11 protein-coding genes are annotated in these 13,461 nt (G+C 73.6%); 6 read left to right on the plus strand and 5 right to left on the minus strand.

Annotated features, from left to right (window positions below):
• Positions 1–332 precede the first annotated feature (332 nt).
• Both ABD954_RS04875 and ABD954_RS04880 read right to left on the minus strand, forming a co-directional pair.
• On the minus strand, positions 333–2,690 hold the full coding sequence (locus tag ABD954_RS04875) for an MFS transporter (RefSeq protein WP_345491971.1): 2,358 nt from the start codon (positions 2,688–2,690) through the stop codon (positions 333–335).
• 424 nt (positions 2,691–3,114) lie between these two features.
• Positions 3,115–3,558, minus strand: a complete 444-nt coding sequence (locus ABD954_RS04880; RefSeq protein WP_345484508.1) for an SRPBCC family protein — start codon at positions 3,556–3,558, stop codon at positions 3,115–3,117.
• A 136-nt stretch (positions 3,559–3,694) separates the two neighbouring features.
• Between ABD954_RS04880 and ABD954_RS04885 the strand changes: the two genes are divergently transcribed.
• The 3 genes from ABD954_RS04885 (at position 3,695) to ABD954_RS04895 (ending at position 7,052) form a co-directional block, all read left to right on the plus strand.
• Positions 3,695–4,726, plus strand: coding sequence for an Rv2578c family radical SAM protein (locus ABD954_RS04885; RefSeq protein ID WP_345484509.1), 1,032 nt, complete (start codon positions 3,695–3,697; stop codon positions 4,724–4,726).
• Positions 4,727–4,866: 140 nt separating this feature from the next.
• Positions 4,867–6,531, plus strand: coding sequence for an alpha/beta hydrolase (locus ABD954_RS04890; RefSeq protein ID WP_345484510.1), 1,665 nt, complete (start codon positions 4,867–4,869; stop codon positions 6,529–6,531).
• A gap of 104 nt (positions 6,532–6,635) precedes the next feature.
• Positions 6,636–7,052 carry a RidA family protein gene (locus tag ABD954_RS04895; protein WP_345484511.1) on the plus strand — a complete coding sequence of 139 codons (417 nt, stop codon included), beginning with the start codon at positions 6,636–6,638 and terminating at the stop codon, positions 7,050–7,052.
• Positions 7,053–7,119: 67 nt separating this feature from the next.
• On the opposite strand, the gene ABD954_RS04900 is transcribed toward ABD954_RS04895, so the two are convergent.
• The gene (locus ABD954_RS04900) at positions 7,120–7,338 is read right to left on the minus strand and encodes a hypothetical protein (protein WP_345484512.1); all 219 of its coding nucleotides are present in this window, start codon (positions 7,336–7,338) and stop codon (positions 7,120–7,122) included.
• 66 nt (positions 7,339–7,404) lie between these two features.
• Positions 7,405–7,929, minus strand: coding sequence for an FxLYD domain-containing protein (locus ABD954_RS04905; protein ID WP_345484513.1), 525 nt, complete (start codon positions 7,927–7,929; stop codon positions 7,405–7,407).
• A gap of 204 nt (positions 7,930–8,133) precedes the next feature.
• On the opposite strand from ABD954_RS04905, the gene sigJ reads away from it, so the two are divergent.
• Complete coding sequence (sigJ, locus tag ABD954_RS04910; RefSeq protein ID WP_345484514.1) at positions 8,134–9,081, plus strand: RNA polymerase sigma factor SigJ; 948 nt, start codon at positions 8,134–8,136, stop codon at positions 9,079–9,081.
• A 123-nt stretch (positions 9,082–9,204) separates the two neighbouring features.
• Positions 9,205–10,434 carry an NAD(P)/FAD-dependent oxidoreductase gene (locus tag ABD954_RS04915; RefSeq protein WP_345484515.1) on the plus strand — a complete coding sequence of 410 codons (1,230 nt, stop codon included), beginning with the start codon at positions 9,205–9,207 and terminating at the stop codon, positions 10,432–10,434.
• A 187-nt stretch (positions 10,435–10,621) separates the two neighbouring features.
• Here ABD954_RS04915 and ABD954_RS04920 read toward each other — a convergent pair whose 3' ends face one another.
• Positions 10,622–11,218, minus strand: a complete 597-nt coding sequence (locus tag ABD954_RS04920; RefSeq protein WP_345484516.1) for a HEAT repeat domain-containing protein — start codon at positions 11,216–11,218, stop codon at positions 10,622–10,624.
• Between the two features lie 400 nt (positions 11,219–11,618).
• Between ABD954_RS04920 and ABD954_RS04925 the strand changes: the two genes are divergently transcribed.
• Positions 11,619–13,400: a 3-hydroxyacyl-CoA dehydrogenase family protein gene (locus ABD954_RS04925; protein WP_345484517.1), complete on the plus strand. Its 1,782-nt coding sequence runs from the start codon at positions 11,619–11,621 to the stop codon at positions 13,398–13,400.
• Positions 13,401–13,461 lie beyond the last annotated feature (61 nt).

The following is a 13,461-nucleotide window of genomic DNA, read 5'->3' on the forward strand; positions in this document are numbered from 1 at the left end:
TCGCACGACGGCCGGACGGCCACCGGACGAGGCCGGGCTGGCGCCGTGCTGGGGCCGGAGGGCGACCGGACCCAGGCCGGGCGACGGCTGGACGGAAGCCCGAGGCCGGGCAGGGCCGCGCGACGGCCGGAGGGCGACGGCGACCGGACCGAGGCCGGGCGACGGCTGAACGGAAGCCCGGGGTCGCGCTGGGGCCGCGCGACGGCCGGAGGGCGACGGCGGGCGACGGCTGGACGGAAGCCCGGAAGCCGGGCGAGCCCGGCCGCGAGGCGGCAGCGGCATGGGGCGAGCCAGCCCGCGGCGACCCCGTCCGCCCGCCCCGCCGCCCCGCCTCAGTCCTCGTGGCCCAGGTGCAGGTCGCGCTCCGTGCGGCCGCCGCCCGCGAGGTGGAGGACCGTGGCGACCGGGGGGTAGCCGGAGGCGATGACCGTGTACTCGCCGGAGGAGAGGTCCACGAAGCGGAACGTGCCGTCGGGCCCCGTGGTGAGGGTGTCGACGACGTTGCCCGCCGCGTCGAGCAGCGTGACGCGGGCGTCCTCGACGGGTCGCCCGCCGCTCGCCCGTACCGTTCCGCGCAGGACCGCTCCGCCCGCGAGCTCGATGTCCTGGCGGGTCTCGCGGGAGGACTGCACGCTGACCGGGAGGGCGGCCGGGCGGAAGGCGGGGGCGCTGGCGGCCAGGGTGTACTCACCGGCGACCAGCTCGCCGATCACGTAACCCCCCTCGCGCCCGCTGCGGGTGGAGGCGACGACCTCGCCACGGACGTCGGTGAGGGTGACGGCCGCGTCGCGGACGGGGGTGCCGTCGGCGGTGTGGACGGTTCCGGCCAGGCGGCCCGCGCCGCCCAGGACGACGTCCAGTTCGACCGGCCGCTCCCCCACGGTGACGGAGACGGCCTGCGGCTGGTGGCCGCCGGCGGCGGCGATCAGGACGTACGCGCCGGAGCCGGGCACGCTCAGCGCGTACCGGCCGTCGTCGCCGCTCGCGCCACGGCCGATCTGCCGGCCCTGGACGTCGATGAGGGTGAGGGCGGCGCGGGGCACGCAACTTCCGTCGTGGTGCCGGACGGAGCCGCAGACGGGCACACCGGCGGGCGGCGGGGCAGCGGTGGGGACGGCCGCGGGCCGCGCGTGCGGAACGGCGCTCGCCGCGGCCTCGGGGGCGGGTGCCGCGGTGGCGGGAGTGTGGTGGGACACCAGCGGTTTCTCCTTGAGAAGGAAGGCGAGGACCAGGCCGAGCGCGAGGACCGGCACGAGATAGAGGAAGATCCGGGGCATCGCGTCCGCGTAGGCGTGGACGTACGCGTCGCGCAGGGCGGGCGGGAGCGCGTGGACCGTCTGCGGGGTGATCGAGTCGGCCGGCACCGGCGCGGCGGCGCCGTCCCGGGGCAGCCGTTCGGCCAGGGCGTCGTCGAGGCGGGCGGCGAAGAGGGTGCCGAACACGGCGGCGCCGACACTGCCGCCGATCTGGCGGAAGTAGTTGTGGGCGCTGGTGGCGGTGCCGAGGTCGGCCGGGCGTACGGAGTTCTGGACGGCGAGCACCAGGACCGGCATGACGAGGCCGATGCCGACGCCGAGCACGGCCTGCCAGAGGCTGTGCGTCAGGCGCGGGGTGTCGGCGTCCGTCCGGGAGAGCAGCCACATGCCGAAGGTGGAGACGGCGCCGCCGAGGACCGGGTAGACCTTGTAGTGGCCGGTGCGGGTGATGAGGTGGCCGGAGACGATCGACGCAACGACGATGCCGCCCATGAGCGGCAGCATCAGCAGGCCGGATTCGGTGGCGGTGGCGCCCTCGACCATCTGCAGGAAGGTGGGCAGGTAGCTGGCCGCGCCGAAGAGGGCGATGCCGACGACCGCGCCGACGAGGCTGGTGACGGTGAAGACGGAGTCGCCGAACAGGCGCAGCGGGATGAGGGGTTCGGGGGCGAAGCGCTCGACGACGAGGAAGAGCACGGTCGCGGCGGCGGCGCCGCAGGCGAGCCCGAGGATGACCCGGGAGCCCCACGCGTGTTCGGTGCCGCCCCAGCTGGTGAGCAGCACCAGGCAGGTGGAGGCGGCGGCGAGCAGCACGGCGCCGAGCACGTCGAAGCGGGCGCGGGCGGCGGGCTTGGGGAGTTCGAGGACGACGGCGACGACGACGAGGGTGACGAGGCCGAAGGGCACGTTGAAGTAGAAGCACCAGCGCCAGGAGACGTGGTCGGTGAAGAAGCCGCCGAGCAGTGGTCCCGCGACGGAGGCGAGTCCGAAGGCGGCGCCGATCAGCCCCATGTAGCGGCCGCGTTCCCGGGAGGGGACGATGTCGGCGATGATCGCCTGGACGCCGATCATGAGTCCGCCGGCGCCGGCGCCCTGGAGGGCGCGGAAGGCGATGAGCTGGTCCATGGTGCGTGACCAGCCGGCCAGGCCGGAGCCGATGACGAAGACGACGATCGCGAAGAGGAAGACGTTCTTGCGGCCGAGGAGGTCGCCGAGCTTTCCGTAGACCGGCAGGCCGATGGTGGCGGTCAGCAGGTAGGCGGTGATCGCCCAGGACATGCGGTCCAGGCCCTGGAGTTCGCCGACGATCTTCGGGAGGGCGGTGGCGACGATCATTTGCTCCAGCGCGGCGAGGAGCAGCGCGAGCATGAGCCCGCAGAAGACGAGCCGGACGCGGCGCGGGTCGAGGCCGTGGTCCGGTGGGGCGGGGGACAGGGTGCCGCCGGTCCGGTCCGGGGCGGGGAGTGCCGCCCGGCCCTCGCCGTCCTCGGCGGCGGCCTCGCCGTCCCGGACGGCCTCGGCGGCCTTCACGGCCGTGATCGCACCCACGTGCTGCTCCCCTCGTCCCGGCGTCTGCTTCCGGCGTCTGCGCGCGCCATTCTTCGCATTGGGCGCGAAGCGGGAGCAAGTCGGGCGGTACGGAGGGAACGTGGGGCGAGGGAGGGCGAACGCCCCTGGGGGGCGGCGCACTTGGGGCGCTCACCAGGGCGTATACAGAAGGGCCCGCGACCCCTGGGTGCGCCGGGCGCTCTTGCGGGGGTCGCGGGGAAACCACTCGAATCGGTGACGGGTCCGGGCGTTACTTCCGGGTTCCGGTTTCCCGAGGCTACTTCCGGTGGTCGCTCGTCGGGCGAGCGGACTACTTCTCGACCTCGGCGGCGAGGTTGGCGAGCACCGCGTCGTAGATGCGGGCGAGGCCCTTGGGGGCGAAGGTGCGCTCGAAGAAGCCGCCGATGCCTCCGGCTCCGTTCCAGACGGTGGTGACGACGGCCTTGGACCTGCCCTCGCCGGCCGGGGTGACGGTCCAGGTGGTGACCATGGAGGAGTTGCGGTCCTTCTCGACGAGCTGTCCGTCGGTGGGCTCGGTGACCTCCAGGAGGCAGTCGCGGACGCGCTTGCTGGTGGCCTGGAGCTTCCAGTGGACCAGCGTGCCCTCGCCGTCGCCGCCCTCCCGGACCTCGTACTCGCTGAAGTGCTCGGGGAGCAGCTTTCCGCGCGTGCCGCTGTAGTCGGCGAGGGTGTCGAACACCGTCTCCGCGTCGGCGGCGATGATCCGCTCCGTCGTGGCCTCGACCTGCGCCATTGCACTTCCTCCAGCTTGGTGTCTCGGGGATGTGCCCCAAGCCAACCACCTGGGCGCCGGGGCCCAAAATCCGGGTTGCGGCGATCAAGGGAACATGTGTTCTAATCTGGGACCACCCGTCATCGAGGAGGCGACCATGCGCTGGGACCATCTGGCCGACACTCCCGCCGTCCCCGCCGACATCGCGCTGTTCGGCAGGGACGCGGTCACCACGCGCACCTTCGACACGCCCGAGTTCCGCGGAATCACCTTCCACGAGGTCCGGGCCCGCTCGATCGTGAACCGGGTGCCGGGCGCCTCCCGCATGCCGTTCGAATGGACGGTCAACCCGTACCGCGGCTGCACGCACGCGTGCGTGTACTGCTTCGCCCGCAAGACCCACAGCTATCTCGATCTCGACACCGGGATCGGCTTCGACTCGCAGATCGTCGTCAAGGTGAACGCGCCGGAGCTGCTGCGCGGGCAGCTCGCCTCGCGCCGCTGGCAGGGCGCCCACATCGCCATGGGCACCAATGTCGACTGCTACCAGCGGGCGGAGGGGCGCTACCGACTGATGCCGGGCATCCTCCAGGCCCTGCGGGACCACGCCAATCCGTTCTCGATCCTCACCAAGGGCACCCTGATCCTGCGCGACCTGGAACTGCTGCGGCAGGCCGCCGAGGTCACCGAGGTCGGCGTCTCCGTCTCCGTCGGCTTCACCGACCAGGAACTGTGGCGCACCGTCGAGCCCGGCACGCCGTCCCCGGAGCGGCGCCTGGACGTCGTACGGACGCTCGCCGGCCACGGCATCGGCTGCGGGGTCCTGATGGCCCCGGTGGTCCCCTTCCTCGGCGACCGGCCCGAGCAGCTGCGCGCCACGGTCCGCGCCGTCGCCGAGGCCGGCGCGACCTCGGTCACCCCGCTCGTGCTGCACCTGCGGCCCGGCGCCCGGGAGTGGTTCTTCACCTGGCTGCGCCGCCACCACCCGGACCTCGTCGGGCGTTACGAGCGGATGTACGCGGCCGGCGCCTACGCCCCCACCTGGTACCAGCGCCGGATCACCCGCCAGGTGCACGAGCTGGCCGCCGAGTTCGGCATCGGGCCCGGCGGGCGCGGCGCGCACCGCGCGACTCCCGTACCCGACCACCACGCGCGCGTGCCGGAGGCCGAGCAGCTCACCCTGCTCTGAGCCGCTCCGAGCCGTCCACCGCCGGCGCGACCGGCGCCGCCCGGCCCGGCCGGTCCCGTGACGCCCCGTCACATCCTCCGAACGGGTCAACTCTCGCCGGAAAAGGTCCTTTCGCACCGCGCGCGGGGCACGCACGCCCTATGAACCCACGCGCAGGAATGCTGATCGCCGCTGGGGCGCTGGTCGCCGGGACGGTCACCGTCCTGCCCGCGTCCGCGGAGGCCTCCCCCGCCGCCGGGCCGGAACCGGCCGCCCGCCCCGTCAGCCCGCTCGACTGGAAGGACTGCGGCACCAAGGCGTACCCGAAGCTCCAGTGCTCGACGCTGAAGGTGCCGCTGAACCACGACGACCCCACCGGACGGACCCTCACCCTGGCCCTGACCCGGGTCCCGCACACGGCGAAGAAGCACCAAGGCCCGCTCCTGGTGAACCCCGGCGGCCCCGGCGGCAGCGGACGCGGGATGGCCGGTTACGTGGCGGCCGCGCTGCCCGCGGAGGTCGCCGCGCAGTACGACGTGATCGGCTTCGACCCGCGCGGCGTCGGCAAGAGCGAACCGGCGCTGAACTGCCGCCCCGGTCACTTCGACCCGGTTCGCCCCGATTCTGTGCCGAGTGGCGCCGAGGGCGAGCGGGCGGGCGTCGAGCGTGCCAGGGCCTTCGCCAAGGCCTGCGGCGAGAAGTACGCCGACGTCCTGCCGTACATCGACACCGTCTCCACCGCCCGCGACCTGGACGCCGTCCGCGCCGCGCTCGGCGCGCCGAAGGTGAACTACCTCGGCTACTCCTACGGCACCTACCTCGGCGCCGTGTACGCGCGGCTCTTCCCCGACCGGGTGCGCCGCTTCGCCCTGGACTCCGTCGTCAACCCGCACGGCGTCTGGTACGAGGACAACATCGCCCAGGACTACGCCTTCGACACCCGCCACAAGGACTTCACGGCCTGGGTGGCCCGCCACGACGCCGACTACCGTCTCGGCACCGACCCCGCGGTCGTCGAGGCCGCCTGGTACCGGATGCGGGAGGAGCTGCGGGCCGCTCCGGCGGGCGGCAAGGTCGGCCCGGGCGAGCTGGAGGACACCTTCCTGCCGGGCGGTTACTACAACGGCTACTGGCCCCGGCTCGCGGCGGCCTTCGCCGCGTACGTCAACGACCGCGACAGCGCACCGCTGCTGAAGGCGTACGAGGCCCACGGCGCCGCGGACAGCGCCGGCGAGAACGGCTACTCGGTCTACACGAGCGTCCAGTGCCGGGACGCCGCCTGGCCGCGCGACTGGAACGTGTGGCGCAAGGACAACTGGGACGTGCACGCCAAGGCCCCGTTCTCCACCTGGAACAACGCCTGGTACAACGCGCCCTGTGCCTTCTGGCCGGTCGGCTCGCTGACGCCGCCGGACGTCACCAACGACCGGGTGCCGCCGGTGCTGATCCTCCAGGCCACGGACGACGCCGCCACGCCGTACGAGGGCGGGGTCGCGCTGCACCGGATGGTGCGCGGCTCCAGCCTGGTCGTCGAGCAGGGCGGCGGCAACCACGGGGTCACGCTGGCCGGCAACGACTGCATGGACGAGCACCTCGCCGCCTACCTCGCCACCGGTGAGGTGCCGCGCGGGGAGGCGGGCGCGGAGGCGGACGCGGTCTGCGAGACGACGCCGGAGCCGAAGCCCGAGCCCAAGGCCAAGCCCGAGGCCGGGCGGAAGCCGGCCACGACCGGCGAGTCGCCCAAGCCGGCGAGGACCGCCTCGGTGCGGGGCGCGGCCCCGTCGGCCGGTGCCACGCTGCACGGCCTTCTCGGCCACGCGCGCTGAAGGGCCCCGCCCGGTCCCGCCCCGGGGCCGGGCCCGGCCGTGCGTGTCCACAGGGGAGCGGGGGGCCGGCCGGACTGTCAGTGGCATGGGTCAGGATGTCAGCCATGAGCACGCACCTGACCCATGTGTCCGCCCCGGAGGGCCTTGCCCCGAGCCCGCAGTACAGCCATGTCGTGTGGGGCACCGGCCGCTTCGTGGCCGTGTCCGGCCAGATCGCCCTGGACGCCTCGGGCGCCGTCGTCGGCGCCGGCGACCCGGCGGCCCAGGCCCACCGGGTCTTCGAGAACCTCGGCCACTGCCTGGCCTCGGCGGGGGCGGACTTCGGGGACGTCGTGAAGCTGACCTACTTCGTCACGGACATGACGCACCTGCCCGCCATCCGCGAGGCCCGTGACGCCGCCTTCGGCCCACTCCCGCTGCCGGCCAGCTCGGCGGTACAGGTGGCCGCCCTCGCGCGGCCGGAACTCCTCGTCGAGATCGAGGCGTTCGCGCTCATACCCGAGGACCGGGGCACCGTCTAACACGGGACGCCGGGCGGTCCTCCCGCCCGCGGCCGAGCGGTGGTGCGGACGACGCGCCGGCCGGTCGTCACGCGGGGGGTTCGGTCGCCCACACCTCGGGGCCGCCGCCGCGCCATTCGATCGGGGGCCAGCCCGACTCCTCCAACCAGCCGGCCCGCCGGAGAAACTCGATCAGGTCCTCGAACCGGAAGCCGCGGCCGACGGGGGTGCCGTCGATCCGGACCGTTCGCCCGCCGTCCGACGGATCGGGTGGCATGACGACGACGACCGGCTGCTCCTCGTTCATGCGCTCACCCTCGATCGGGACGGTCCGGGCCGCGTCCGGGCACCACCGGACGCCATCGGGCGGGGTTCACGACGCATAGCGGGTCACGTCCGTGATCCGGCAGGTGATCTTGGCCGTGATCTGCGTCAGTCCCTGGGCAGTCACCTTCGACTGCTGCCCGGGGGCCACGTTGTTCGTCGCCGCGGTCGCCTCGTCCAGGCGCCGGCCGGAGGCATCGACGAACTCGACCTGAACGATGTAGTTGCTGGACTTGCTGGACCGGTTGGTGATCAGCAGTTCCGCGCTCGCCCACCGCGTGGCCGAGTCCACGGCGCACGCGGAGATCTTCACGTCTCCTTCGGGCCCTTCCTCCTGTGGCCGCTGGGAGGCCGGCGTCTCCCGCGTCGCGGCGGGGCTCGTCGGGGTCCGGTCCGGCTCGTCGTCGCCCCCGCCGGTGGCCATGACGGCGATGACCAACACGACGACCAGCGCGAGCACGCCGAGACACGAGAAGCCGATGATCTTTCCGGCGCTGCTCCTGCGTGGCGGGGGCGGCCCTCCCTGACCGGCCGGCGGGCCGCCCCAGCCGGGCTGCGGGTCTTGGTGCGACATGAGCACATGGTCCGCCCGCCCCCTTCGGGAGCGCATGCGGAGAGGACCGGACGGACGAACACGCGAACCACCGGAGACCTCGCGGGCCCGCGGAGCGCGGCCGGCCTTCACGCCGCCGGGACATCGGTGGTGCCCGCAGCGGTCAGCGGGCCGGCGGCCGACGGCCCGCTGACCGGTTCCGCCCGGGCCGCTAGGATCGCGTGCATGGTCCTGATCACGAGTGACGTCGACCGGTTCGAGGCCGCCAGGCCCCGGCTGGAGGCCATCGCCTACCGGCTGCTCGGCTCGGCGAGCGAGGCGGAGGACGCCGTGCAGGAGACGTACCTGCGCTGGCAGGCCGCCGACGTCGAGCGGATCGAGGTGCCCGAGGCCTGGCTGACGAAGGTCCTCACCAACTTCTGCCTCAACCAGCTGACTTCGGCCCGCGTGCGGCGCGAGACGTACGTCGGGCAGTGGCTCCCCGAGCCGCTGCTCGCCGGGGACCCGATGCTCGGCCCCGCCGACACCGCCGAGCAGCGCGAGTCGGTGTCGTACGCCGTCCTGGTCCTGCTGGAGCGCCTGTCACCCAACGAGCGGGCCGTGTACGTGCTGCGCGAGGCGTTCGACTACCCGCACCGGGAGATCGCCGAGATCCTCGACATCACGGAGTCCGCCAGCCAGCAGATCTACCACCGGGCCAAGAAGCACGTCGCGGACGGCAAGGCGCGCACCGAGATCGACGAGGCGGCCGCCCGCAGGATCGTCGAGGAGTTCCTGGCCGCGGCGACCAGCGGCCGCACCGAACCCCTCGTACGCCTGCTCACGCAGGACGCCGTCTCGATCGGCGACGGCGGCGGAAAGGTCCCGGCGCGCGCGAAGGCGTTCGAGGGCGCGAAGGCGGTCGCCACCTTCCTGCGCGGCCTGTTCAAGCCCAGCGAAGCCAAGCGGGCCTACGTCGGCGGCGCGCCCGGGATCTACGCCGCGACCGCCAACGGCGAGCCCGCCGTGGTGGCGGTCGTCGACGGCCGGGTGGTCGGCATCACGTGCCTGGAGGTCACCGAGGACGGCACCATCGCCGCGGTGCGCAGCCAGGTCAACCCCGACAAGCTGGTCCGCGCGACGGAGCGGTGGGCCGCGGAGGGGCACGAGGAGGCCCCGCTCTGCACCCTCTGACCGAGCCACCGGCCAGTGTGACGTGCTTCACATCCTGATCCTGTCAGGAAACGCCGGGCTACCCGGTTCAAGGGGCGAAACCGCACACGACAGCGGCGGAACCCTCGCAGACAGGAGCAGGACATGCAGCACCGCATCGTCGTCCTCGGAGCCGGCTACACCGGAGCCGTCGCGGCCGGCCGTCTCGCCCGGCGGCTGCACCGCGAGGACGTCACCATCACCCTCGTCAACCCCGAGCCCGACTTCGTCGAGCGCGTGCGGCTGCACCAGGTGGCGGCCGGACAGGACCTCGCACCCCGGCCGTTCGACGAGATGTTCGCCGGCACGTGCGTGGAGCTGAAGCTCGCGAAGGCCGACGCCGTGGACGTGGACCGCAGGACGGTGACGGTCATCGCCGCGCACGGGTCGGAGCGGGAGGAACTGGCGTACGACACCCTGGTCTACGCCCTCGGCAGCGGCTGGAACGACGGCGGCGTCCCCGGCGTCGCGGAGCACGCCCACGACGTCGCCGGCCGCCCGGGCGCCCTGCGCCTGCGCCACCGGCTGGCCGCCCTGGGCGCCGGACGGCCCGTGCTCGTGGTCGGCGGCGGTCTGACCGGCCTGGAGGCGGCGACCGAGATCGCCGAGGCCCGCCCGGACCTCGACGTCGCCCTCGCGGTCCGCGGCACCCTGGGCGACTGGCTGTCGGCGAAGGGCCGCACCCACCTTCGCAAGGTCGTGGACGGTCTCGGCATCACGGTCCACGAGCACACCTCGGTCACCGCCGTGGCGGCGGACGGCGTGACGACGGCCGACGGCCTGCGCCTCCCCTCCGACGCCACCGTCTGGACCACCGGCTTCGCGGTCCACCCGGTCGCCCGGGCCACCTCGCTGGAACTGACCGACGGCGGTCAGATCGTGGTCGACGGCACGATGCGCTCGGTCTCCCACCCGGAGGTGTACGCGGTCGGCGACGCGGCCATGGCGATCGGCCCGAACGGCAAGCCGCTGCGCATGTCCTGCGCCTCGGGCGTCCCCATGGCCTGGCAGGCGGCCGACGCCATCGCCGCCCGCCTCGCCGGGACGAAGGTGCCCCACGTCTCGATCCGCTACTTCCAGCAGTGCGTGTCGCTCGGCCGCAAGGAGGGCCTGATCCAGTTCGTCACGGCCGACGACCGGGCGGTGGAGCGGGCCCTGACGGGCCGCGTGGCCGCCCTCTACAAGGAACTGATCTGCAAGGGCGCGGCCTGGGGCGTCGCCAACCCGACGGCGGGCATGCCCTCCCGGCGCCGGCGCGTCGTCCGCCAGGAGGCCCCGCGCCCGACCCGGGCGCAGACGGCGCAGACGGCAGAGACGGCGGAGACGGCGGCCTGACCCCGGACTCGGCTCCGGCCCCGCTCCGGAGCCGGGCCGGCCCCCCGTCCCCCTGTCCCCGCTCCCCCGACGCCCCGTGCCGCCGCCAGGCCCGGGGCGTCGCGCCTGCCCGGGGCTCGCGCTCCGCTGCGTACAGGGGTGAGGGAAGCGCCGTACCCGTCCGCCCGCCGAGCCGCCCCGGACCCGTCTACGCGTCGAGCCGCCCCAGCGCCTCCCGCGCCGCTCCCCCCAGTCGCGGGTGCGGCAGGGCCGCCTCCAGCACCGGCCGGGCCCGCGGGTCGGCGAGGGTGCCGAGGCCCTCCACGCAGGCCAGTCCGACGCGCCAGTGCGGGTCGTCGGCCGCGAGGCGGCGCTCCAGGACGGTGACGAGGGCGGGCACGCTCTCCGGGGCGCGCAGCTGGGCCAGCAGGCGGACGGGCAAGAGGGCGTAGGCGACGCGGAGTTCGTTGGTGGCGAGCGCGGCCGCGGCGCGCGCGGTGCGCGGATCCGCGAGCCGGGCGAGGGCGTGGGCGGCGGCGACGCAGCGTTCCGGGTCGCGGTGGTTGAGGAGGAGGACGAGGGTCTCGAAGGCGCGGGGATCGCCGGCGAGGCCGAGCCGGAAGGCGGCGATCTCGCGGGCCCAGAGCGGCTGACCGGGGACGGTGAGGAGGTGGTGGAGTTCTTCCGTGCCGAGTGGTCCGAGGAGTTGTTCGAAAACCGCGGAAGGTTCTTCCCCGCTATTCCGGATCTCTTCTCGCAATCGATCGATCATCGAGCAGAATTCGGGGTCCTCGGCGAAATTCATGAGGCGGAGCCTATCCGCGATCCAGATCACATTCGGTTCAACTTCCCGGGACTGGCGCGCTCGTTACTCACCGGTTAATCTCAGGTGAGCGGGTCACCCCCCGCTTCTCGCAACGGCCTGGTGACGCAGCCGTCGTGAGAGTTGTTCGGTTCGGCAGTTTTCGGCGTGACTCCGGGACAGAGTCCGTCGCCTTTTCCCTCATCGCGCTTCCGCGCGACGCGTGCCCGCTTCCGACGGGGCCATTCGCGGCCTGCTCCGCACGGCAGCACCGCACCGCCGCGCACGACGTGCACGCAGCGGCACGCAGGACCGCACCGCCGCAGGACAGCACCGCCGTGGCATCGCGCCGCGGCACCGCCTTCTGCCTTCAGTCGTCACTCTTCCTCCCAGGAGTCCCCTGATGGACACCCCTCTCTCCACCATCGCCGTCGTCGGTCTCGGCACCATGGGCACGGGTATCGCCGATGTCCTCGCGCGGGCCGGCCGCGAGGTCATCGGCATCGACATCAGCGAGAGCGCGGCGGCCCGGGCCGTCGCCGCCCTGGAGACCTCCACCGCCCGCTCGGTGGCCCGCGAGCGGATCACCGAGGAGGAGCGGCAGGACGTCCTCGCCCGCTTCCGCACCTACTCCGACCTCCAGGCGGCCGCCGACGCCGACCTCGTCATCGAGGTCGTGCCCGAGTCGTACGAGACGAAGCAGGAGGTCTTCCGGGCCCTGGACGGGATCGTCCGGCCCGGGACGATCCTGGCCACCGGCACCAACGCCCTCTCGGTCACCCGGCTCGCCGCCGACTCCGCGCACCCCGAGCGCGTGCTCGGGCTGCACTTCTTCGCGCCGGTCCAGGCGATGAAGCTGGTGGAGGTCGTCTCCTCGGTGCTGACCGCCCCGCAGGCCGTCGACGCCGTCACCCGTCTGGCCCAGGAGCTCGGCAAGGAGACCGTCGCGGTCGGCGACCGGCCCGGTTTCGTCGCCGACGGCCTGCTCTTCGGCTACCTGAACCAGGCCGCCGCCATGTACGAGTCCAAGTACGCCTCCCGGGAGGACATCGACGCCGCGATGCGGCTCGGCTGCGGCCTGCCGATGGGTCCGCTCGCCCTGCTCGACCTGATCGGCATCGACACCGCCCGCACGGTCCTGGAGGCCATGTACGCGGCCTCGCACGACCGGCTGCACGCCCCCGCCCCCATCCTCAAGCAGCTCAGCGAGGCGGGACTGACCGGCCGCAAGTCCGGCCGCGGCTTCTACACGTACGAGGCCCCCGGCTCGTCCGTCGTCGTCCGCGACGCGCTCACCCCGCTGGAGGCCGCGGCGACCGCCCAGGGCCGCGAGGTGCGCTCGGTGGGCGTGGCCGGTTCCGGCACCATGGCCTCCGGCATCGCCGAGGTCTTCGCCAAGGCCGGTTACGACGTCGTCCTCGCCGCCCGCTCGCAGGAGAAGGCCGACACCGCCAAGGCGCGGATCGCGAAGTCCCTGGCCCGTTCCGTCGACAAGGGCCGGATGACCGGCGAGGCGCGGGACGAGACGCTGGCCCGGATCGTCCCGGCCGGCTCGCTCGACGCCTTCGCCGACGTCGACCTGGCCGTCGAGGCGGTCGCCGAGGACCTGGAAATCAAGCAGGACCTGTTCGCCCGCCTCGACAAGATCTGCAAGCCGGGCGCGGTGCTCGCCACCACGACCTCCTCGCTCCCGGTGGTCGCCTGCGCCCGGGCCACCTCGCGGCCGCAGGACGTCATCGGCATGCACTTCTTCAACCCGGCGCCGGCGATGAAGCTGGTGGAGATCGTCCGTACGGTGCTGACCGCCGACGACGTCCACGCCACCGTCCGCGAGGTCACCGCGAAGATCAGGAAGCACCCGGTGGACTGCGGCGACCGGGCCGGCTTCATCGTCAACGCCCTGCTGTTCCCGTACCTGAACAACGCGATCAAGATGGTCCAGGAGCACTACGCCTCCCTGGACGACATCGACGCGGCGATGAAGCTGGGCGGCGGCTACCCGATGGGGCCGTTCGAGCTCCTCGACGTGGTCGGCCTGGACGTCTCGCTCGCCATCGAGAAGGTGCTGCACCGCGAGTTCCGCGACCCGGGTCTCGCCCCGGCGCCGCTCCTGGAGCACCTGGTGGCCGCGGGCTGCCTCGGCCGCAAGACGGGGCGCGGCTTCCGCGAATATGCCCGGCGCTGAGGCCGGGGCCGGGCCCCGCGGGGGGTGGGGAGGGCTGCTCAGCCGGTCCGGCGCGGCCGGC

Origin of the sequence: Streptomyces roseoviridis (assembly GCF_039535235.1) — a bacterium.
GTDB lineage: Bacteria > Actinomycetota > Actinomycetes > Streptomycetales > Streptomycetaceae > Streptomyces > Streptomyces roseoviridis.